The following is a 22,018-nucleotide window of genomic DNA, read 5'->3' as shown; positions in this document are numbered from 1 at the left end:
TGGCGCGCGCAGGTCATTTGCCGCTCATGCCGTAGATCATGTCGGGGAACCAGGTGGCGATTCCCGGGAAGAGGCAGATCAGCAACACCGCGAACATCATCAGGCCGACGAAGGGGATCACCCCCCAGATGATGTCCTTCAGCGGGATGTCCGGTGCGATGTTCTTGATGACGAAGATGTTGAGCCCGACCGGAGGATGGATCAGCCCCATCTCCATCACGATGGTCATGACCACGCCGAACCAGATCAGGTCGAAACCGGCTGCCTTGAGCGGCGGCAATATGATCGGTGCCGTCATCAGGATGATCGATACCGGCGGCAGGAAGAAACCCAGTACCACGACCATCAGCAGGATCACGCTCAACAGCGCCCATTTGGACAGGCTCAGCGCGACGATGGCTTCCGCCGCGGACTGGCTGATGTGCAGGTAGCTCATGACGTAGGAGTAGAGCAGCGACATGCCGATGATGAACATCAGCATGGTCGATTCCTTCAGCGTGCCCGACAGGATGGGCTTGAGCTGCGACGGCCTCCACATCCGGTAGATGAGCGCGATCAGGCACAGCGCCAGGATACCGCCCAGGCCGGCGGTCTCGGACGGTGTGGCGAACCCGCCGTAAAGGGCGACCATGACGCCGACCAGCAGGGTGACGAACGGAACGACGCGGGGCAGCAGCCTGAACTTGTCGTACAGCGTCAATTCCATCGCCTCGAGATAGGCCGATTTCCTGCCGCCCTGGTTGTAGGTGTCGAGCGCTTCCTTGTATTCCTTCTTGTAGCGGAATGCGGCGTAGCCGGAGAACAGCACCACCATCAGGATGCCGGGACCGATCCCGGCCAGGAACAGCCGGCCCAGCGACTGCTCGGCTGCGACGGAGAACAGGATCATCACGATGGAGGGGGGCAGCAGGATGCCGAGCGTGCCGCCGGCCGCGATGATGCCGGCCGCGAAGCGCGGCGAATAGCCGCGTGCGCGCATCTCGGGGATGCCCGCGCTGCCGATGGCCGAACAGGTGGCCGGGCTCGAACCCGACATGGCGGCGAACAGGGCGCTGGCGAATACGTTAGCGATGCCCAGTCCGCCCGGGATCTTGTGCATCCAGGCATGGATGGCCAGATAGAGGTCGGCACCGGCGCGCGACTTGCCGATGGCCGCCCCTTTGAGGATGAAGAGCGGGACCGACAGCAGCGTGATGTTGGCCATCTCCTCATAGACGTTCAGCGTGACCGTATCGAGCGACGATGCCGGCATGAAGATGAACATGAACAACACGGCGATGCTGCCCAGGGCGAATGCGATCGGCATGCCCGAGAACATGAACAGCAGGGTGCCAAGCCCGTACAGGATTCCAATGATGCCGACACTCAATTTGCCGCTCCTCTGGTTTTCAGGGCGATCAGGATCTGCAGCAGCATCTGCAGGCACAGCAAGGTCATCCCGGCGAACATCAGGCCGTAAGGTATCCACAGGGGTGGCCCCCATGTCGAAGACGTCGTCTGGCCCTCGACGATGGCCTCATGCAGCATGCTCCAGGTCTTGTAGGTGAAGAATGTGCAGAATGCCAGCGAGGTGATGTCGCAGAACAGCAGGCGCACGCGGTTGGCCGCCGGCGAGAAGAATCCCTCCAGTGCGCTGATGCCGATATGGCCGCGTTCCGATTGCACAAACGCGCCGCACATGAACACCGCGCCGATCAGCAGGAAAACGGAAACCTCGTCCTGCCAGTCGGTGGGCAATTTCAGGAAGTAACGCATCACCACGCTCAGCGTGAGGACCAGGCAAGCCACCAGAAGTGCCAGCATGGAAACGAACAGCACATAACCATTCACCTTCGTCTGCCAGCTGAGCAGCATCCCCAGCACGCCGCCGATCTGCGGAGTCAGGGATGGCTGCCGGCTTTCCAGTTCAACTCCGTGACTCACAACAACTTCTCGGCCAGCTTGAGGATGCGCGCGCAGCTCTCGCTCTTCTCGCCATAGTTCTTCCATGCCGTGTCGCGGGCGATCGCCTGCCATTTCTTCACGGAAGCATCCGACAGGTCATAGGCTTTCCCGCCGGACTTCTGGTATACCGCAGCTACTGCCTGGTCGTCGGCCTTGGCCTGTTCCAGGGCGAATTTCTCCATCTCGGCGCCGACCGTCATGATCAGGTCCTGCTGGGCCTTGGGCAGTTGATCGAAGACCGACTTGGAGATCATCAGCGGCTCCAGCATGAACCAGTAGGTCTTGCCGCGGCCGGTGGTCAGGTGCTTGGCAACTTCTTCCAGGCGGAACGAGATCAGGCTGGTGGACGAGGTCATTGCGGCGTCCAGCGCGCCGGTCTGCATTGCGGCATAGATCTCGTTCGAGGGCATATCCAGCACGGCGGCGCCGGCTTCCTTGAGCACCATATCCATCTCCTTGCTACCGCCGCGGATCTTCAGACCCTTTGCATCCGACGGATCGACGATCGGCGTGGTACGGCTGGCAACGCCGCCCGCCTGCCAGATCCAGCTGACGATGATCACGCCCTTGTTGGCCAGCACTTCCGACAGGGCTTTGCCGACCTCGGCATTCTTCCATTTCGCGGCCTGCTCGTAGGAAGTGACCATGCCTGGCATTAATCCGATGTTCGTTTCAGGCACTTCGCCGCCGGCATAGTTGAGGGGTACCAGCGACATGTCCAGCGCGCCTTTCCGCAGGGCGCTGAACTGTGCGTTGGTCTTCATCAGCGAGGAACCGGCATAGACGGTTCCCTTCAGGGCGCCCCCGCTGCGCTTCTCGATCTCGGCGGCAAAGCGGCGGCACAAGCGGTCGCGGAAATCGCCGGCGTCGATGGTGCCACCGGGGAATTGGTGGGATATCTTCAGGGTCACCGGTTCCGCCGCAAAGGCCGGACTGCCGAACAGCGCCAAAAATGAAGCGGTAGCTAAACAGACAACGAAGCTGCGTCGTGTAATGGCCATTTGAAATCTCCCTTTATATATATGAGGTTGAAACATCGGCGGGCGGCTAATGGCCGCGACATCCCAGATCGCCAATTCATCAACAGATAAATTGTATACAAGATTGTTATACAATGTATGCAATATTGACTGCCCAAGTAATTGTTGTCAATGTCGCAGGCCGGATTGCACTAGTCAGGGGACGTATGGAAAAGAAGCAACGCATGTCGCGGCGCTCGGAACAGATGGGCGATCAGATCGAGGAACGCATCGTCACCGGGGTCTATCCTCCCGGGATGCGGCTGGACGAGACCGAACTGGCCAGCGGTTTTGGCGTGTCGCGCACACCGGTCCGCGAGGCGCTGATCCAGCTGGCGTCTGCCGGGCTGGTCGAGATACGCCCGCGGCGCGGTGCCATCGTCGCGGAGATCGGCCAGCATCGGCTGTACGAGATGTTCGAGGTGATGGCCGAACTGGAAGCGATGTGCGGCCGCCTCGCCGCCCGCCGCATCACTGAATCCGAACAGCGCGCGCTCGTCGCTGCGCATCAGGCTTGCGAGGCGGCGCGCGATGCAAACGATCCCGATGCCTACTACCAGCGGAACGAACGGTTCCATCACCTGATATACGCCGCCAGCCATAATGTGTTCCTGGAAGAGCAGGCGGCTGCGCTGCACCGGAGATTGCGCCCGTACCGGCGCTTGCAGTTGCGGGTACGCGACCGGATGGGCACATCGTTTTCGGAGCACGCCGGCATCGTCGAGGCGATCCTGGCGCAGGATGGCGAACTTGCAGCCACGCGCATCCGCACCCATGTCGTCGTGCAAGGGCAGCGCTTTGCCGACCTGATTGCCTCGCTGCCGATGCTCGGCAGCCCCAGTCTGACCTAGCGCGAGCCCCCTCAGCACCGCCGGGGGCCGCAACTGACGTTGCCGGTCGCATCCCGGCGGGAGGGGGTTAGCCGGCCTTGCGCTGGAAGTCTTCCATGAAACCGGTCAGTTGCTCGACCGCCGAGAGCGTCAGTCCGTTGTAGAGGGACGCGCGGATGCCGCCGGTGGAACGATGGCCGGACAGGCCGGAGAACCCGGCGGCTTGCGCAGCGGCGAGGAAGCGCTGCTCCAGTTCCGGGGTGGCCAGATTGAAAGTGACGTTCATCAGCGAGCGATCCTGCGTTTCCGCCCTGCCGCGATAAAACCCATGGCTGTCGTCCAGCCGGCGGTACATCAGTCCGGCCTTGCTGCGATTGATCTCGGCCATGCGCGACAAACCGCCGATCTCGTTTCGCAGCCAGCGCGTGATCAGCAGCACCACATAGATCGCGAATACCGGCGGGGTGTTGAAGATGGAATGCGCCTGGGCATGGCTGCGGTAATCCAGGAAGCCGGGCAGGTCGGCCGGCGCGTTTTTCAATACGCCATCGCGAACCAGGACGACGGTCACCCCGGCGGGGCCGATGTTCTTCTGCGCATGCGCATAGATCAGCGAATAGCGTTCGGCCTCGCAGGGCTGGGACAGGAAATCCGACGACATGTCGCACACGCGGGGAACGTCGTCGCGTCCGAGCACCCGGTGGAATTGCAACCCCTCGACCGTTTCGTTGGAGATGTAGTGGAGGTAGGGGGCATCCGGCGAATATGCAAGCTCTTCGTCGCCGGGCAGGCGGCGGAAGCCGCTTGCTTCACCGCTCCACAGTACGCGGATGGCGCCTTCGCGCCGGGCTTCGGCAAGCGCCTTGCCGCTCCAGTAGCCGGTGTGCAGGTATTCGGCTGGATGGGGCTTGCCGCGCAGCAGCGTCATCGGGATCATCGAGAACTGCTGCGTTGCGCCGCCTTGCAGGAACAGGACGTGAAAATCCTCGGGCAGTCCCATCAGTTCGCGGATGTTGCCTTCGAGTTCGGCCACGACCGAGGCGAACCAGTCGGAGCGATGGCTGATGCCCAGTATCGACAGCCCGACCTCCGGCACGGCGATGATCGATTGCTGTACCTGCAGCAGCACGCTTTCGGGCAATGCGCCAGGACCGCCGGAGAAATTGAGGTGATTGAGCGGGTTCATTTGTCTGTCAGGCGGCGCAGCAGGTCCCGGAAGGCTGTTTTGACTTTCTGCATGTGCGCCTGTTTGTACGGGAACAAGTGCTCCGGGTCCATCGCGTGCACGACCATGGTGTGGTCGATCTCGAACACGAACAGCCGCCCGTCCTGCGTTTCCGCGCAGTCGATGCACAGGTAGTCAAGTTGGGTGCGTTGCCAGATCGCATCCAGCGCCGCCTTGTGCCATCGGGCGAAGTCGTCGAAGTGCTGCATGAAAGCGGCTTCTTCCGCGCGCTTGCCCGCATCCTCGTACATGCCGGCATTCACGTAATGGATCATCCAGTGCGAGGAGACGCCCATGTGGCTTGCGTAGGGGATGCCGTTGATCAGGACCACGCGGAATTTCCTGAACAGTCCGTCCTTGCCGCTGTAATCGATGAAGCGCGACAGGAAGAATTCCGCATCGGTCACCTTGGCAAGGTAGGCGGCCAGTTCCCCGGGGTGCCCGATCCTGTCGAGGTTTTTCCCGGCATGGGATCCCACCGGGCGCACGATGATCGGGAAATCGCAACCGGCAAAACGTGCAGCCAGCGTGACGGTGCCTGCGGCAACCTCGGCGAGCGCCGACCGTGGCGCCTGCAGGGTCGGCGGGATGAGCACGCCGGGGGCATCCTGCAGCAGCGAGCTGGCCGCAGTCCGTCCGGTCAGCGGGATATATTGCGGCTTGTTGATGACCGGCTTGGGCCAATGCGCCAACGCCTGTTCCAGTGCAGCCAGTACGCTGCGGTTCTCTTCGGCCTCGCAGATGGCGACGAACAGGGCATCGTGCTCCGGGATGGGCAGGGCCAGAGGATCGCCGGCGGAGACGTAATAGTAGATGAGATCGACATCGCTGTTTTCCAGCAGGCAATCCAGCGGGGTATTCGCCGAGATGTCGCCCGGGACCGACAGCATCAGCAGGCGCAGCCTGGCGGGTTGTTCAGCCGCGGCAAGACGATAGATGCGTTTCTGTTGCAGCGCCAGTGCCTGGATGCTCAGTCCCAGTTCGCGTTGGCCGAAGCATTGCACCACGGTGGACAGGTTCAGCCACAGTTCCGCATCGGTGGCATCGCGTCCCGCTTGTTCGAGGATCTGCTGGCCGAGCGGGCGCAGGTCGGTGCCGGCGATGCTGGCGCGCAGGAATGGCGCCAGTCCCATGAAGGGGGTTTTGGGGGCAACCTGGTCATCGGGGGCGGCAGGACTAATCAATTTTTGTCTGTCTTGAGGGTTGGTCGCGATGCCTTGGGGCATTCCCAATATGTCCATTTTAGTATCTCATGAATCAAGCGGCCGGGCTGCCGTGTCGCGAGCCGATTTCCGGCTCAACTTGTTTTTAACGCACGGCAGATGCAACCGAAGAGGCTGGAAGATTAATTCACCGCAGCACTTTTGATGCGGCGAATAGACGGGATGTAGCCTTGCTAAAAGACGTTTAGGCCGGGGAACTAACGGCGGGGATGGAACGTGAGCGGTACCACCGAGGGTGGCGGCATCTTCAGGATGTGCTTCTTCATCTTGCCTTTCACATGCATTTCACATGCCCTGCAGTCGAATTCCAGCCGCAGTTTCTCGCTGCCGTTGACCAGCATCATCGGTTCGGCGCGCACCTGGCCCTGCACGCCAATCACACCCTTGGCCTGCTTCGGGCACAGGCTCAGGGAATAGCGGATGCAGTGGCGGGTGATCATCAGCGAAACGTCGCCAGCCTCCTCATGCGCTTCGTAGGCGGCGGCGATCAGCTTGACGCCATGCCTTGCATAGAAGGTGCGGGCGGCTTCGTTGTATACGTTGGCGAGGAAGCTGAGGGTTTCCTCCGGATATCTGGCCGGAGGCTCGGCGGCGGCCTTGCGCAGCGGCCGCTCGTATGCGGCGAGGCGCCCGGCTTCGAGTTGTTCCGCTGCCTCGCGGCGCAACCTGTTGGCCAGCGAACTGGGCACGAACCACGGCTGCGTCCATTCGATGTCGAGCGTGTTCAATTCGAAATCGGTGTTGCCAAAACGTGCAAGTTGTTCGCGCACGCCGTTTTCCGCTTCTGCCGGGTGCCTGGCGGGCTGTTTGTCGAAGTCGGCGCAGGCCGCGACGGCGATGCCGTCTTCATCCCGTAGCGCGAACGAGAAGCCTGTTGCGGTCTCGGCGAAAGTCGCACTTACGCCGATGCGGCGCTCGGCGGATTTCTTGCCGAGCGCCAGTTCCCAGGCATGGTCGCGGTTGCGGCTGATGGCGAGTCCGGGGCGCAATCCCGGCAATGTGTGCATCGGCTCGTTCGGATAGACGCGCCAGATGTTGCCTTTGCGTTCGACCACGTTGGCCTGCAGACCGATGACTTCGCGCTTGTGCAGATAGTTCAGGCCGTCGCTGTTGGCGAGTTCCTCGGCCGTCTCCAGCTCGAACCATTTGTCGCCGACCTTCGTCACGCTGCCCAATTCCAGGCCGACGAAGGTCGGCGTGTCGAATGCGCCGATGTCGGCCTTGCGTCCCTGCGAGAAATAATCCGTCGAACCGCGATGGAAGGTCTTGTCCGGATCGGGCGTGAACAGCAGGCGGGTCTTGCCGCTCGATGCGGCATGCAGTTCCGGGCGCTCATCCAGTATCTCGTCCAGCAGGCGGCGGTAATGGCCGGTGATGTTCTTCACGTAAGCCGCTTCCTTGTAGCGTCCCTCGATCTTGAAGCTGCGCACGCCGGCATCGACCAGCGCACACAGGTTGTCGCTCTGGTTGTTGTCCTTCACCGACAACAGGTGTTTCTCGAAAGCGACCACGCGGCCCTGCGCATCCTCCAGTGTGTAGGGCAGGCGGCAGGCCTGCGAACAGTCGCCGCGGTTCGCGCTGCGCCCGGTGTGCGCATGGCTGATGTTGCACTGGCCGGAATAGGCCACGCACAGTGCGCCATGGATGAAGTGCTCGATGACCGTGTCGGCCGGCACGGCGGCCCGCACCTTGGCGATCTCCTGCAGGGTCAGTTCGCGCGCCAGCACGATCTGCGAAAAGCCGACCTCGGCCAGGAAACGTGCCTTCTCGGGCGTGCGGATGTCGCACTGGGTCGAGGCGTGCAGGGCTATGGGGGGCAGGTCGAGTTCCAGCAGGCCCATGTCCTGCACGATCAGCGCATCGACCCCGGCGTCGTAACAATCGTAAGCCAGCTGTCGCGCAGCTTCCAGCTCGGCATCGTGCAGGATGGTATTGAGCGTGACGTAGATGCGCGCGTTGAAGCGGTGGGCGAATTGCACCAGCCCGGCGATGTCGGCGAGCGAATTGCCGGCCTTGTCGCGCGCACCGAATGCGGGGCCGCCGATATAGACTGCATCCGCACCGTGCAGGATGGCCTCGCGCCCGATGGCTGCGGTCTTGGCCGGGGCGAGCAGTTCGAGGGCCTGGGAGTCGGGGTGTTCGGACATGGGATTCGAATTATACCGGAGTCGGCGGCGCAGCCGGCCCCGGAAACCGCTGCTGGCCGGCAGGTTCGTCGATGCAGCGGGACCTGCAGGAAATCGTCAGGCCCCCTTGGGTTTATGCGGGCATTTCGTCTTGGTGCAATCCGCATAGATATGCAGCGAGTGGTCGTGCACGGCAAATCCCAGTTCGGCAGCAACCTTCTTCTGGCGCGACTCGATGGTCGTATCGTAGAACTCTTCCACGTGCCCGCATTGCAGGCAGACGATATGGTCGTGGTGCTTGCCTTCGTTGAGCTCGAACACCGATTTACCGCCCTCGAAATAGTGGCGCACCAGCAAACCGGCGTGCTCGAACTGGGTCAGCACGCGGTAGACCGTGGCCAGGCCGACGTCATCGCCGCTGGCCAGCAGTTGCTTGTACACGTCTTCCGCGCTCTTGTGGCGATCCTGGCCGGAAGTGAACAGGTCCAATATCTTGAGCCGCGGCAGGGTGGACTTCAGGCCCGCGCTCTTCAGGTGTTCCGGTTGAGATTTTTCCATGTCCGGCGGTCTCCGTGGTTTTCAGCATCTTGCCTGAAAGAGCTTGCAATTGCAAATGAGAACGATTATCGTTTACATAAATCGTCAATCGAGGACCGCCATGAAGTACATCAGTCTTGTTGCCTTGCTGTTTCCGCTGGCTGCATTTGCGGGCGATGCCAACTACACGCTGGTCATCAGGGAGCACCGCTTCCAGCCGGCGGAACTGAGCGTCCCTGCGGGTGCCAAGATCAAGCTGCAGATCGAGAACCAGGACGCGACAGCGGAAGAGTTTGACAGCTATGCGCTGAACCGGGAAAAGGTCGTCACCGGGCATGGCAGTGCCACGCTCTATATTGGCCCGCTGAATCCGGGGCGCTATCCCTTCATGGGCGAATTCAACCAGGCGACGGCCCAGGGCGTCATCGTCGCAGAATAGGGGAGCCTGGCCATGTTTGGAACCGCCATCATCGTTTTCCGGGAAGTGCTGGAAGCCTCACTCATCATCGGGATCGTTGCCGCTGCGACGCATAGCGTGCCGGGCAGCCGACGCTGGCTGGCCGCGGGCCTGCTGGCCGGCTTGGCCGGGGCGGCAGCGGTTGCGGCCTTCGCCGATGTGATCGGGTCGTTCGCCAGCGGTTTCGGGCAGGAACTGCTCAACGCGACAGTGCTGGGCATCGCGGTGCTGATGCTGGCCTGGCACAACATCTGGATGGCATCGCACGGTGCCGAACTGGCGGCCAGCGCGCGCGCAGTGGGAAAGGACATCCGCGACGGGCGCAGCGAATGCTCCGCGCTTCTGCTCATCGTCGGGCTGGCCGTGCTGCGTGAAGGATCGGAAACCGTGCTGTTCCTCTACGGCATTGCGGCTTCCGAGAGCGGACGCTCCTCGATGCTGCTGGGCGGGTTGGTCGGCCTGTCGCTTGGTGCTGCAGCCGGCTATGCTATCTACGCCGGTTTGCTGCGCGTGCCGCTGCGCTGGTTCTTCGCGGCAACCAGCGTGCTGGTGTTGCTGCTGGCGGCCGGCATGGCATCGCAGGCAGCACGCTTCCTGATCCAGGCTGACCTGCTGCCCAGCCTGGCGGCTCCCCTGTGGGATACCTCGACCCTGTTGCCGGAGAGCGGTGTGGCGGGATTGCTGTTGCACAGCCTGGTTGGATATGACTCCCGTCCGGCGGGCATGCAACTGGTCTTTTACATCGCCGCCCTGGTACTCATAGGCACGGGCATGCAGTGGGCCAGGCGCTTGCACAAGGCGCATCCTCCAACAGGAGATGCGAAATGAAATATCGCAAATTTGCGGGCATGCTCTGTCTGGCTGCAATGCTCGCCGGCAAGGCATATGCAGGCCCAGCCGATTACGTCTACACGCCGAATGTGGAATACGGCGAACGTGAAATCGATTTCAAGGGAGGCGCCTACCGGCAGCCGAACGGCGGCTACGCGCAGGGCGAGAGCATCGGCTTTGGATACGGCGCCACCGAGCACTGGTTCACCGAGCTTTACCTGAAACAGGAAAACATCGCGAATCAGGTCGCCAACGTGTTCGAGTGGGAAAACAAATTTCAGCTCACCGAAACGGGAGAATATCCGCTGGACGTGGGATTCGTCACCGAACTGGAATCCCCGCTGAGCAACAACACCCCCTGGGAGTTGAGGGTCGGCCCGTTGCTGCAAACTGAGTTCGGCAAGCTGCAGCTGAATGGTAACCTGCTGTTCGAGCGGGCGTTCGGCACGGCGGATGAGAATGGCGTGCCCTACACCACCAATTTCAGTTACCAGTGGCAGGCCAAATATCGCTGGCAGCCTGCCTTCGAGTTCGGCATGCAGGGATTTGGCGACATGGGCAAATGGGATGCCTGGAACAGGCAGGCGGACCAGGTGCATCGCCTCGGGCCGGCCATCTTCGGCAAGCTTCCGCTCGGCAACAGGCAAGTGATCCAGTACAACACCGCCTGGCTGTTCGGTGCCAGCAGTGCTGCCCCCAATCACACCTTCAGGCTGCAGGTCGAGTACGAATTCTGATCGGCGGGCCGTAGCCATGTGCAAGGCTTGCCCAGCCTTGGTGATTGCCAGATAATGTTTTCATCGGGGATCATGCAGCCTCCCCGCTTCAAGACGACCGATCGTCCAAGGCCTGCTCTGAAATTGGATCATCCAAGGAGGAGTCATGGACGCACCGCAACAGATCACTGGCAACATCCACATCCCCCCGGCACAGGTCACGCTGGCGCAAGCTTTCCGGTACTGGCTCAAGCTCGGTTTCATCAGCTTCGGCGGCCCGGCCGGGCAGATCGCCATCATGCACCAGGACCTGGTGGAGCGTAAGCGCTGGATCTCCGAGCGGCGCTTCCTGCATGCGCTCAACTACTGCATGGTGCTGCCCGGCCCGGAAGCGCAGCAGCTCGCCACCTATATCGGCTGGATGATGCATCGCACCTGGGGCGGCATCGTCGCCGGCGTGCTGTTCGTGCTGCCGTCGCTATTGATTCTCATCGTGCTGTCGTGGGTCTATGCCGCATTCGGCAATGTCCCGCTGGTTGCCGGATTGTTCTACGGCATCAAGCCGGCTGTCACCGCCATCGTGTTGCAGGCTACCCACCGTATCGGCTCGCGCGCACTCAAGAACAGTCTGTTATGGGCGATCGCGGCGGCGGCCTTCGTGGCGATCTTCGCGCTGAACGTGCCATTCCCGATCATCGTCGCCAGTGCGGCGTTGATCGGTTACCTGGGCGGACGCGTCGCGCCGGACAAGTTCAAGGTCGGAGGGGGCGGGCATGGTAAAGCCGGCAAATCTTTCGGTCCGGCACTGATCGACGATCACACACCGACACCGGAGCATGCAAGGTTCCGCTGGTTTGGGCTGGCCAAGGTGGCCATGGTCGGCGGCTTATTGTGGGCGTTGCCGATGGCGCTGTTGACGGCGAATTACGGCTGGGATCAGACGCTGACGCAGATGGGCTGGTTCTTCACCAAGGCGGCATTGCTCACCTTCGGCGGCGCATATGCGGTGCTGCCTTATGTCTATCAGGGCGCAGTCGGACATTACGGCTGGCTCACTCCACCGCAGATGATCGATGGCCTTGCGCTCGGCGAAACCACACCGGGACCGCTCATCATGGTGGTGTCGTTCGTCGGCTTCATGGGCGGCTATGGGCATGCACTGTTCGGCACAGAGCATCTGTTCCTGGCCGGCACATTCGCCGCGATGCTGGTGACGTGGTTCACTTTCCTGCCGTCGTTCATCTTCATTTTTGCCGGCGGGCCACTGGTGGAGAGCACCCACGGCAATCTCAAGTTCACTGCACCCCTGACCGCCATCACCGCAGCCGTCGTGGGCGTTATCCTGAATCTCGCCATGTTCTTCGGCTATCACGTATTCTGGCCGCAAGGTTTCTCCAGCAGCTTCGATTGGCTATCGGCGCTGATCACACTGGTGGCTGTCATTGCACTGCTTCGTTACAAGCGCGGCGTCATTGAGGTCATCGCGGCATGCGCCCTGGCTGGGCTGGCCTTGAAGGCGATCACCGGGGGGTGAGGTTCAGAATGCCTGGTCCCAGCGTAGCGACAGGCGGATGGCGGAATTGATGAGGCCAACCATGCTGTAGGTCTGCACGAAATTGCCCCATTGCTCGCCGCTGACCGGATCGATGTGTTCGGCCAGCAAGCCGTGGCGGTTGCGGCGCGCCAGTAATTTCTCGAACAGTGCGCGCGCCTCTTCGCGCCGGTCCAGCGCAGCCAGTGCATTGACATACCAGAACGTGCATACGAGAAAAGCGTTCTCCGGTTCGCCGAAGTCGTCCTTTTCGACATAGCGGAAGATGAAATCGCCTCGGCGCAGGTCCTGCTCGACGGCGCTGACGGTGGCGGCGAAGCGTGGGTCGGCCGCATCGAGGAAACCCACCTCGGCCAACAGCAACAGGCTTGCATCCATAGCCCCGCCTTCGAAGGTGGAGACGAAGGCGTTCCGTTGTTCGTTCCATGCGCGCCGGCAGATCTCCGCATGTATCTCCTGCGATCTGTTCTGCCAGTGGCTTGCGCGTTCCGCCAGCCCCAGCCGGCCGGCGATACGGGCCAGTCGATCGCAGGCTGCCCAGCACATCACCGCCGAGAAGGTATGCACGCGAGCACTGCCGCGCAACTCCCACAGACCTGCGTCCGGCTGGTCGTAGCAACGGCTGGCCTGCTCGCCCAGCAGTTCGAGGCGGCGGAACAGCACCTCATCGCCCCGTCTGGTCAGTCGCTGGTCAAAGAAGATGTGGGTGGCAGCGAGGATGGACGAACCATAGACGTCATGCTGGACCTGGCGATAGGCGAGGTTGCCGATGCGCACCGGTCCCATGCTGCGGTAGCCGGACAGTGCCGCCACCTCGCGTTCTTCCAGCGCGGTTCTGCCGTCGATGCCATACACCGGCTGCAACGGGTTGCCGCCGGAGTCGGCCGCGATGTTGACGATATAACCGAGGTAGCGTTCCATGGTCCGCGTCGCCCCCAGGCGGTTCAGTGCATTGACCACGAAATAGCCGTCGCGCAACCAGCAGTAGCGGTAATCCCAGTTGCGTCCGCTGCCGGCAGCCTCGGGAATGGAAGTGGTCATGGCGGCGACGATGGCCCCGGTATCGTCATAGGTGTTCAACTTGAGCGTGATTGCGGCGCGGATCACCGCGTCTTGCCATTCATAGGGGATGCCCAGCGAACGCACCCACTCGCGCCAGTACTGCGCGGTCTCTTCCTGGAAACGATGGCCGACTTCCCCGACGGCCTCATGCACGGTTTCATCCGGGCCAAGCAGCAGCGTGACGGTGTCCTCCAGGAAAAACGGCGTTTCCTGCAGCAGCGCAGTCAGGGATGCATCGGTGGTGAGCCGGAGGGTGATTGCTGGCGCAACATAGCGGATGTGGTTGCTGCCCCAGGTGACTTCGGGCCGGCCGGCACCGTCGTCGCAGGCCGGCCGCAACCGCAGGGTGATGCGCGGGCTGCCAGAGAGCCGCTTGATGCGGCGCACCAGCATCATGGGGCGGAATGTGCGGCCATATTGTCCGAAGCGGGGTGCGAAATCGGTGATCTCGATCACGCCGCCATGGCGGTCGTGCAGGCGCGTCACCAGGATCGCCGTGTTTTCCAGATAGTGCTGTTCGGTGCGCTCGCAATCCGCAAGCTCGATGGAAAAAAAGCCGTAGTCGTCGGTATCCCTGAGCAGCGAACAGAATACCGGATCGCCATCGAAGCGCGGGAAGCAGCCCCAGGTGAAATTGGCGCGTGTGTCGACCAGCGCGCCGATGGTGCAATTGCCGATCAGGGCCAGATCCAGATTCCTCATGTCACCTCCTGCAGGGCATTGTCCAGCCACTGTCTCGCTGCTGTAACGTCGGGCAGCCGGTAGCGGGCGCAACTGCTGCCGTGACCGACCTTGATCGAGATGCCATCCAGCCTGTTCACCTCGGCGAAGCCATGCTCATCGTTGAGGTCGTCGCCGATGAAGACCGGACGGCGCCCCCGGAACGGCGACTCTGCAAGATACTCCGATATGGCCGTTCCCTTGTCGATGCCGGAAGGTTTTACTTCCGCCACGCGTTTTCCGAACTGCACCTCAAGACCGGCATTGGCATCGTTGGCCAGCCGGACCATCGAGCGGCGCGCATAGGCGGCCAGATGGGGAGCCTGCCGGTAATGCAGCGCCAGCGTCAGCCCCTTGTCCTCGAGCAGCAGGCCCGGATGACGCGCCAGCGCCGGCGCCAGTGCCTGCTTGATCGCGTGCTTGGCCGCAGGCGGCGCGGCATGTATCCACAGGCGGCCGGCGGCATCGCGCCGTTCCAGTCCGTGCTGGCCTGCCAGCGGCAGGCGCAGCGCACCAAGCCGGTTCTCGAGATCGGACAGCGCCCTTCCGCTGACCAATGCCACGGCCCCGCCGCTTGCCCGGTACAGGCGCGCGATCAGGTCGAGCAGGGAGGCATCGATGCAGGCGGCATCCGGCGTATCGGCGATGTCGATCAGGGTGCCATCGACATCGAGGAAATACGACCATGAGATGCTGGCCGCGGGAGGAAGGTGGATGCGCATGCCGGTATTCTATATCGCCCCGCCGCCATTCTTGCCGATCAGATGGCTGCGGCGGCGCATGGCCGCAGCATCCAGCAGCATGCGGCCGGCCCAGCGGAAGACGTTGAATTCGGCCACCAGGCCCCGCATCAGCCGCATGCGATCCCGCTGCTCCTCGGTCGGCATGGTGAGCGCGATGTGCAGGGCGGCGGCGCACTGGTCTGCATCGTACGGATTGACGATCAGCGCCTCGGGCAGTTCGCGTGCCGCGCCGGTGAACTGGGAAAGGATGAGTACGCCGCGGTCGTCGTCGCGCGCGGCGACGAATTCCTTGGCCACCAGGTTCATTCCGTCGTGCAGGCTGCTGACGAAGCACAGGTCGGCGGCGCGAAAGTACTCGTACACCTCGCGCGGCTCGTGGTGTTCGACCTTGAGCACGATGGGAGGGACACCCCTCGCGCTGAAGCGTTCGTTGATGCGCATCGCCATGTTGCGCACCTGCGTCTCGTGATGCTGGTATTCCTCGATGCCGGAACGTGTCGGTGCGGCGATCTGGACGAAGGTGTAGCGGCCTATCCATTCCGGATTCAGCTCCAGCAGGCGCTCGATGGCCCTGAAGCGTTCCATGATGCCCTTGGTGTAATCGAGCCGATCCACGCCCACGCCGAGCTTGTGTTCCAGCGGAAGGCCGTTCGCTTGCCGCATGTCGCGGCGGCAGTCGCTCACGGGTTTGGCCATCAGGTCTGCTTCCGGCGGCCACGAAATGGAGATGGGGTAGCGGCGCACGGCGGTGGGCTTGCCGCCGCAGGATACGGTGAAGGATTCGCGGTCCACGCGCGCTTCGATGAATCGATCCACGGTATCGACGAAGTTGTTGCAGTGGAACTGCGTATGGAAGCCGAGGATGCTGCTGCCCAGCAACCCTTCGAGCACTTCGTTCCGCCACGGGCAGATGGCGAATGATTCAGGGTTGGGCCAGGGGATATGCCAGAAAGTGATGATCGTGGCATCCGGCAATTCTTCGCGGATCATCTTTGGCAACAAGGCGAAATGGTAATCCTGCACCAGTATGATGGGGTTCTTCGTCCTGGATTCGCTGACCACGGCCTTGGCAAATTTGCGGTTCACGGCGACATATTGCTCCCAGTCGCTGGTCCTGAAGGTCGGACGCACGTGGGCAATGTGGCACAGCGGCCACAGTCCCTCGTTGGAGAAGCCAAAGTAGTAGCCTGCTTCTTCCTCCCTGGTCAGCCATACGCGGCGGATCTGGTATGCCGGTTTTTCCGGCGGCACCGCGATGCGATCGTGCTTGTCCACCACCTCGCGGTCGGCCGAGCCGCTGCCGTGGGCTATCCAGGTTCCGGAACAGGCACGCATGATCGGTTCCAGCGCCGTGACCAGGCCGCTGGCGGGACGCTGCACCTCAATGCGCGTGCCTTTGCGCTGATGCAGATAGGGTTCCCGGTTGGAGACGACGACGACATCCTCGCCGCGCAGTTCGCTGTGCAGGATGGAGCGCAGGCTTTCCGGCGACCAGGTGATCTGGTCCTCATCGCGGGCGCGGGTCTCCGCTTCCAGCTCTCGCACCAGTCGCTGCAGGTCGCGGGCGATGGGCTTGAATTCGGGCATGCTCGGCTGCACGCCTGCCGCCAGTTGCCACAGCAGTCCCTCGCCGCGCAGCAGGGAGCGCACGCCGGCCATCCAGCCGCGCCACGACAACTGGGCCACGATCACCGTCACCAGCGAGATGACCAGCGCCAGCCCCATGAAGAAATAGAACAGGTAGCGCTTGGTTTCCTCGCTGCGGTGGGTGATGAAGCTCATGTCGTGCACCAGCACCAGGCGAGCGTCGGGGGTTGCGGCACTCGCCATGGGCATCACCGACACAAGCAGCGGCCCCTGGGGGCTGTGCATCAGATGATCCGGCGAACTCGCCCAGCGATCAAGGTTCGTGCAATGGATATCCGGGGGCATGGAGCGGCTGGCCAATGCCGTTCCGGCGGACGAGGCGCAGTAGCCGATGGCATATAGTCGTTCGTCCTTGGTGATGCGGTTGAAGAAATCGACGATCTTGGTTCTCTTGTCCGCTTCAAGCAGATCCAGCAGCGGTTCCTGGATGGTGTTGGCGATCAGCGACGAACGCATGTCGAGGTCGCGCATGAACCAGCGCAGGGTCAACTGGTCGACCAGCGGTGCGACGATATAGGCAATTGCGGCCAGCACCAGGATCAGCGGCAGCACGAAGCGTAGCGAGAGTTTCATTTCATCCTCTCATGTTGTGGTGGTACGAAAGCGGTATCGGGTGGTCGAATTCACATGCGCAAAAAACGACAAAGGCAGGAGGGCCTGCCTTTGTCGTTCCCGGATCAAGCTGGGTTATGTCTTCGGCGCATCTTTTGCTGCGCCCTTCTTGGCTTTGGTTGCAGTCGCATGATGGTGCTTCATCGTTGCATGCTTTGCATTCGCTGCGGGTTCCTTCTTGGCGCCGGCCTGTGCGGCATCTGCTGCAGAGGCGGACATGGAAACGGCAGCCAAAACGGCAACGATCAGTGCGGAGAGTGGTTTATTCATGACGCATCCTTATCAAATGTAAAGTTGAACAACGGAACCGCTGGATATTTCTTCATGCGGCAACGAAGAGTATGCAACTGTCATGCCTGAAAATGCATTGATATAAAAACAATCGGTTAGAGAGGGCGACCGCAACAAAGTTTCATGGGGTCGTCGCTTGCAGGCGACAGGCAATGTGAATTAAACGAAAGCCTGTTGAAATCGCTGCATTTTCTTGTGTCTCCGAATGGCAACGCAGTGTGCCAAGCAGGGGGTGGGGGAAAATAATTGCACGGCGCAACGTGCCATCCCCGCGGGGCAATCGGCTATTTCCTGCGATAGGTTACGAAGTGGTAATTCAGCGGCTGTGGTGTCTCTTGCGATCGTGCGTCGCGTGAGGTCTCTTCCCAGTCGGCCATGCTGAATGCAGGGAAATGCGCATCGCCTTCCACATCCTGCTGTATCTCGGTGATGTAGAGTGTGTCCATCAGCGGCAGTGCCTGGCGGTAAAGTTCGGCACCACCCACGACAAAGATTTCCTGGTCGCCCGCGCAGGCGGCGATGGCTTCCTGCAGCGAGTGCACAACGACGCAACCGGATATCGCCAGGTCCGTGTTGCGCGTGACCACCACCGTGGTGCGCCCGGGCAGCGGCTTGCCGATGGAGTCGAAGGTCTTGCGTCCCATGATCATGTGGTGCCCCATGGTCAGTGCCTTGAAGTGCTTCAGGTCCTCAGGGCAGTGCCACGGCAGCATGTTGTTGACGCCGATGGTGCGATTGCGCGCCATCGCAACGATGATGGACAGGCTCATACCGCGACGGGAGCCTTGATGGCGGGATGCGGGTCGTAGCCTTCCAGCGTGAAATCCTCGAAGCTGAAGCCGAAGATATCCTTCACGGCGGGATTGATCTTCATGATCGGCAGCGGGCGCGGTTCGCGCGACAGTTGCAGCGCGGTCTGCTCCATGTGGTTGGAGTACAGGTGCGCGTCGCCGAAGGTATGCACGAAATCGCCGTATTGCAGGCCGCACACCTGCGCCATCATCATGGTGAGCAATGCGTAGCTGGCGATGTTGAACGGCACGCCGAGGAAGATGTCCGCGCTGCGCTGGTAGAGCTGGCATGAGAGCTTGCCGTCCACCACGTAGAACTGGAAGAACGCGTGGCAGGGCGCCAGCGCCATCTTGTCGAGCTCGCCCACGTTCCAGGCCGAGACGATGATGCGGCGCGAATCGGGATTATTCCTGATCTGGTCGACGGCGATCCTGATCTGGTCGATCACGCGGCCATCTACCGCCTCCCACGAACGCCACTGCTTGCCGTACACCGGCCCCAGCTCGCCTTGCTCGTCCGCCCACTCGTCCCAGATGCTGACGCCGTTGTCCTTGAGGTACTTGATGTTGGTGCTGCCCTGCAGGAACCACAGCAGTTCATGGATGATGGACTTCAGGTGGCATTTCTTGGTGGTGACCAGCGGAAAGCCTTTGGCAAGGTCGAAGCGCATCTGGTAGCCGAACACGCTGGTGGTGCCGGTGCCGGTGCGGTCGGATTTCTTGGTGCCGTGATCCAGCACGTGTTGCATCAAATCAAGGTATTGGCGCATGGAATGACTCGTTTTGTTGCGGCGTCGGGCGACGCGTTCAGGGGTGTAATGCTAGCACAGGGAGGGTGATGCTCAGAAATGTAGGGCGGGTTAGCGAAGCGTAACCCGCTGGATGGTTAAAACGTCGGCACGTCGCTTACTGCTTCTTTGGCACTGGCAGGACGATCTTGTCGTTTTTGCAGATCACAACTTGCAGGAGTTCGCAGTACATGTCGATAATTTTCCGAGTTGTCTTATTATTGGCATTGATTTGTTTTTTCCAATTAGACTGGGCAACTTTATAATCAAACTCCAAATCCTCACCTAGCTGGTGTTTCAAGCGACGAAAAAGTGCAGTTGTGGAAACCATATCAAGGGTTTCATCACTATAACGGCGATTATGCACGTGCGAACCACGGGTAGAAATTATTCCCTGGAGCGGTTCGTAGACGACTTTCCGAACTGCGGGTGGAAGTGCAGGCTTACGATATAGCCGAGATAATTTTTTTGCGTATGTCGTGAGGCGCTGCTCAAGAATGTATACCTCTTGCAGATATGCTCCGACCAAAAACTTTAGGTAACAGTCTTTGTCGATGTGCTTGGATCGTGGTGGAGCCAAGCCAATCAATGTTTCAGTCAACGCCAAGGCGTCGAGTGTGCTCTGAATTTCTGTAAAGCCATAGAAGACGGTTAAAAAATGACCATCGGTGGGTAGTTCGAATTTTTCCCCAGCCTTTTTCTTTTTATATGCCGAGTCGAGATAGGCTGATGCGAAATCAGCCATCATCCCCATCATTTTCTCGTAACTCTGGTTAGCGCTCATGACAATAGGCTAGAACTTTTCGCATGACCGATTCGTTCAGACAAATTTGATGGTGCCGATGCGGATTATTTCACTTAGTCATTGGATGAAATGCAGGCTATCGAATGTTCACAGTATTTACAAGGTCAATCACACAGGTAAGCATGGAGTCACCTCCGTGACCAATGTTCTGGAATGAATCCTCGTATAATCCGCCCCTGATTTCCGGAGAACAACATGACCCTCGCTGCACTCACCTTCACAACCACCCTTTCCACCCCCCACCAACTCATCCTCTTCCCAAAGGCCAAGGCGCTGCCGAAGGACATCGCGCACGGCGCGTTGCTCGCCAGTGTGCTCAAGCGCCGCGACATGAAGGCTGAGGAGCTGGCGAAGTCGCCCGTCGCGGCGAATGCGGCAGATGGCACGCTGGTGGCCTGGGCGATGCTGGACGACAAGAAGGATGCGTTCGCGCAGCAGGTGGTGGTGCGCAAGGCGCTGCAACTGTTGCTGGAAGAGCAGCCCAAGGCGCTGGGCATCGCGGTGTCGGGTGCCACGGCGCAGCGTGCGGCGGAGCTGGCAGTGTATGGCGCGTGGGTGAATGCGAGCCTGTTGCCGGTGCACAAGAATAAGGACGAGCGCAAGCCGCTGCAGAAGATCATGCTGACCGGAAGCGTGGACCGCAAACCGTTCGATGCGCTGCGCGCGCAGGCCGAAGGCAACCTGCTGTGCCGCGAGCTGACCATCCTGCCGCCAAACGAGCTGACACCGGGCAATTACCGCGCACGCATCAGGAAGCTGGCGCAGACCAATGGTTGGAAGTTCGAGGAGTTCACCATGCCCAGGCTGCGCAAGATGGGCGCGGGTGCGTTCGTGGCGGTGGCGCAGGGCAGCGACCCGGAAGATGCGGCCATCGTGCATCTCACCTATAAACATCCGAAGGCGAAACAGACCGTGGCGTTGGTGGGCAAGGGTATCTGCTTCGATACCGGCGGCCACAATCTCAAGCCTTCGCGCTACATGCACAACATGCATGAAGACATGAACGGCTCGGCCGTGTCGCTCGGGATCCTGCTTGCGGCAAGCCAGCAGAAGCTGCCGGTGAATATCGACTGCTGGCTGGCGCTGGCGCAGAACCACATCAGCCCCAAGGCCTACAAGCAGAACGACATCGTGCAGGCGCTCAATGGCCTGTTCATCGAGATCGTGCATACCGATGCCGAGGGGCGCATGGTGCTGGCCGACACGCTCACGCTGGCCTCGCGTGCCAAGCCCGACCTCATGATCGACTTCGCCACGCTCACCGGCAGCATGGCGAGCGCCCTGGGTGCGCGCTATTCCGGCGTGTTTGCCACCAGCGACGAACTGGCGCAGCGCGCAGTGGCGACCGGCAAGCAAACCGGCGAACGCCTGTGCGCCTTCCCGCAGGATGAGGATTACGAAGCCGAGCTGGAGTCCAAGGTGGCCGACATCAAGCAGTGCACGCTGGCAGGCGAAGCCGACCACATCCTCGCCACGCGCTTCCTCAAGCGCTTTGTGGAGAACGATACCCCCTGGCTGCATGTGGACCTGTCGTCCAGCCGCTGCGAAGGCGGGCTGGGCATGGTGGCGCATGAAGTGAACGGGTTCGGCGTGGCGTGGGGGCTGCGCATGTTGCAAGGCTGAGCACGATGGATGAGCAGGATGACATGAAGAAGATGTCGCCGCGCGGGCGCCTGTTCATGGCGCTGGTGTTCTTCTTTTTCGGCCTGCTGCAATTCGCCCTGGTGTTCGGCTGGATACACACGGACACTTCCCAAACGCACACGCCGCGCTGGGTGATGGTGGCGGCATCGTCGATGTTCGTTTTTGCCGGAATCCTGATCTTGCTGGCCGAGACCGAACGGCTGGCATGGTTGCGTAATTTCGTGATCTGGATGTTCGTGTTGTGCCTGGCGTTGCCGTTCAACTGGGTTGCGTTCGGCGAGGGCGAACGCAAGTTCAGCAGCACGTCTTCCTTCCTTGGTTTTTCCTCGCACGGTTCACCCGGCGAGGGCGAGGGGCGCTTCGTGTTTGGTCTCTTTGCCTTGCTGATGGACCTGATAGTGTTGCTGATGCCGCTGCGTGCCTTGTTCCGGAAACGCAAGGCGGATTGAGCCGGC

The 22,018-nt window shown here is 61.2% G+C and carries 21 protein-coding genes; 7 read left to right on the top strand and 14 right to left on the bottom strand.

The annotated features are described in order from the left end of the window. Window positions 1-13 precede the first annotated feature (13 nt). From L6418_RS11065 to dctP, 3 genes are read right to left on the bottom strand one after another with little or no spacing between them, the layout of a single operon-like run. The gene (locus L6418_RS11065) at window positions 14-1,369 is read right to left on the bottom strand and encodes a TRAP transporter large permease (protein WP_237246980.1); all 1,356 of its coding nucleotides are present in this window, start codon (window positions 1,367-1,369) and stop codon (window positions 14-16) included. Next, entirely contained in the window at window positions 1,366-1,923 is a 558-nt protein-coding gene (locus tag L6418_RS11060; protein WP_237246979.1) for a TRAP transporter small permease, read from the bottom strand. The genes L6418_RS11065 and L6418_RS11060 overlap by 4 nt, the downstream gene beginning before the upstream one ends. Further along, window positions 1,920-2,945, bottom strand: a complete 1,026-nt coding sequence (dctP, locus tag L6418_RS11055) for a TRAP transporter substrate-binding protein DctP (protein WP_237246978.1) — start codon at window positions 2,943-2,945, stop codon at window positions 1,920-1,922. Before dctP ends, L6418_RS11060 begins: the two co-directional genes overlap by 4 nt. Before the next feature lie 185 nt (window positions 2,946-3,130). Between dctP and L6418_RS11050 the strand changes: the two genes are divergently transcribed. Further along, window positions 3,131-3,814 carry a GntR family transcriptional regulator gene (locus L6418_RS11050; RefSeq protein ID WP_237246977.1) on the top strand — a complete coding sequence of 228 codons (684 nt, stop codon included), beginning with the start codon at window positions 3,131-3,133 and terminating at the stop codon, window positions 3,812-3,814. Window positions 3,815-3,881: 67 nt separating this feature from the next. Here L6418_RS11050 and L6418_RS11045 read toward each other — a convergent pair whose 3' ends face one another. The 4 genes from L6418_RS11045 to fur form a co-directional block, all read right to left on the bottom strand. Beyond that, window positions 3,882-4,979, bottom strand: a complete 1,098-nt coding sequence (locus L6418_RS11045) for a phosphoserine transaminase (RefSeq protein WP_237246976.1) — start codon at window positions 4,977-4,979, stop codon at window positions 3,882-3,884. After that, the gene (locus L6418_RS11040) at window positions 4,976-6,259 is read right to left on the bottom strand and encodes a RimK family alpha-L-glutamate ligase (RefSeq protein ID WP_237246975.1); all 1,284 of its coding nucleotides are present in this window, start codon (window positions 6,257-6,259) and stop codon (window positions 4,976-4,978) included. The genes L6418_RS11045 and L6418_RS11040 overlap by 4 nt, the downstream gene beginning before the upstream one ends. A gap of 179 nt (window positions 6,260-6,438) precedes the next feature. Continuing rightward, the gene (locus L6418_RS11035; RefSeq protein WP_237246974.1) at window positions 6,439-8,388 is read right to left on the bottom strand and encodes a U32 family peptidase; all 1,950 of its coding nucleotides are present in this window, start codon (window positions 8,386-8,388) and stop codon (window positions 6,439-6,441) included. A gap of 96 nt (window positions 8,389-8,484) precedes the next feature. After that, window positions 8,485-8,925, bottom strand: a complete 441-nt coding sequence (gene fur / locus L6418_RS11030; RefSeq protein ID WP_237246973.1) for a ferric iron uptake transcriptional regulator — start codon at window positions 8,923-8,925, stop codon at window positions 8,485-8,487. A gap of 100 nt (window positions 8,926-9,025) precedes the next feature. Between fur and L6418_RS11025 the strand changes: the two genes are divergently transcribed. The 4 genes from L6418_RS11025 (at window position 9,026) to chrA (ending at window position 12,442) form a co-directional block, all read left to right on the top strand. Next, entirely contained in the window at window positions 9,026-9,343 is a 318-nt protein-coding gene (locus tag L6418_RS11025) for a cupredoxin domain-containing protein (protein ID WP_237246972.1), read from the top strand. Between the two features lie 12 nt (window positions 9,344-9,355). After that, entirely contained in the window at window positions 9,356-10,189 is an 834-nt protein-coding gene (locus L6418_RS11020; RefSeq protein ID WP_237246971.1) for an FTR1 family protein, read from the top strand. Then, window positions 10,186-10,929, top strand: coding sequence for a hypothetical protein (locus tag L6418_RS11015; RefSeq protein ID WP_237246970.1), 744 nt, complete (start codon window positions 10,186-10,188; stop codon window positions 10,927-10,929). The genes L6418_RS11020 and L6418_RS11015 overlap by 4 nt, the downstream gene beginning before the upstream one ends. 145 nt (window positions 10,930-11,074) lie before the next feature. Next, the gene (gene chrA / locus L6418_RS11010) at window positions 11,075-12,442 is read left to right on the top strand and encodes a chromate efflux transporter (RefSeq protein ID WP_237246969.1); all 1,368 of its coding nucleotides are present in this window, start codon (window positions 11,075-11,077) and stop codon (window positions 12,440-12,442) included. A 3-nt stretch (window positions 12,443-12,445) separates the two neighbouring features. Here the strand turns inward: chrA and L6418_RS11005 are convergent, their stop codons facing one another. From L6418_RS11005 to L6418_RS10975, 7 genes are all read right to left on the bottom strand, one after another. Next, complete coding sequence (locus L6418_RS11005; protein ID WP_237246968.1) at window positions 12,446-14,224, bottom strand: glycoside hydrolase family 15 protein; 1,779 nt, start codon at window positions 14,222-14,224, stop codon at window positions 12,446-12,448. Beyond that, window positions 14,221-14,964, bottom strand: a complete 744-nt coding sequence (otsB, locus tag L6418_RS11000; protein ID WP_237246967.1) for a trehalose-phosphatase — start codon at window positions 14,962-14,964, stop codon at window positions 14,221-14,223. Before otsB ends, L6418_RS11005 begins: the two co-directional genes overlap by 4 nt. Window positions 14,965-14,973: 9 nt before the next feature. Further along, on the bottom strand, window positions 14,974-17,205 hold the full coding sequence (locus tag L6418_RS10995) for a trehalose-6-phosphate synthase (protein WP_237246966.1): 2,232 nt from the start codon (window positions 17,203-17,205) through the stop codon (window positions 14,974-14,976). Between the two features lie 114 nt (window positions 17,206-17,319). After that, complete coding sequence (locus L6418_RS10990; protein ID WP_237246965.1) at window positions 17,320-17,514, bottom strand: hypothetical protein; 195 nt, start codon at window positions 17,512-17,514, stop codon at window positions 17,320-17,322. A gap of 305 nt (window positions 17,515-17,819) precedes the next feature. Next, complete coding sequence (locus tag L6418_RS10985; RefSeq protein WP_237246964.1) at window positions 17,820-18,305, bottom strand: dihydrofolate reductase; 486 nt, start codon at window positions 18,303-18,305, stop codon at window positions 17,820-17,822. After that, complete coding sequence (locus L6418_RS10980; RefSeq protein WP_237246963.1) at window positions 18,302-19,096, bottom strand: thymidylate synthase; 795 nt, start codon at window positions 19,094-19,096, stop codon at window positions 18,302-18,304. The genes L6418_RS10985 and L6418_RS10980 overlap by 4 nt, the downstream gene beginning before the upstream one ends. A gap of 136 nt (window positions 19,097-19,232) precedes the next feature. Further along, window positions 19,233-19,898: a hypothetical protein gene (locus L6418_RS10975; protein ID WP_237246962.1), complete on the bottom strand. Its 666-nt coding sequence runs from the start codon at window positions 19,896-19,898 to the stop codon at window positions 19,233-19,235. Between the two features lie 216 nt (window positions 19,899-20,114). On the opposite strand from L6418_RS10975, the gene L6418_RS10970 reads away from it, so the two are divergent. Next, the gene (locus tag L6418_RS10970; RefSeq protein WP_237246961.1) at window positions 20,115-21,542 is read left to right on the top strand and encodes a leucyl aminopeptidase family protein; all 1,428 of its coding nucleotides are present in this window, start codon (window positions 20,115-20,117) and stop codon (window positions 21,540-21,542) included. Between the two features lie 5 nt (window positions 21,543-21,547). Beyond that, window positions 21,548-22,012 carry a hypothetical protein gene (locus L6418_RS10965; RefSeq protein WP_237246960.1) on the top strand — a complete coding sequence of 155 codons (465 nt, stop codon included), beginning with the start codon at window positions 21,548-21,550 and terminating at the stop codon, window positions 22,010-22,012. Window positions 22,013-22,018: the final 6 nt, after the last annotated feature.

Source organism: Sideroxyarcus emersonii, assembly GCF_021654335.1.
GTDB classification, from domain to species: Bacteria; Pseudomonadota; Gammaproteobacteria; order Burkholderiales; family Gallionellaceae; genus Sideroxyarcus; species Sideroxyarcus emersonii.
The sequence above is the reverse complement of the archived record's forward strand: the minus strand, read 5'-3'. Positions and strand labels throughout refer to the sequence as shown.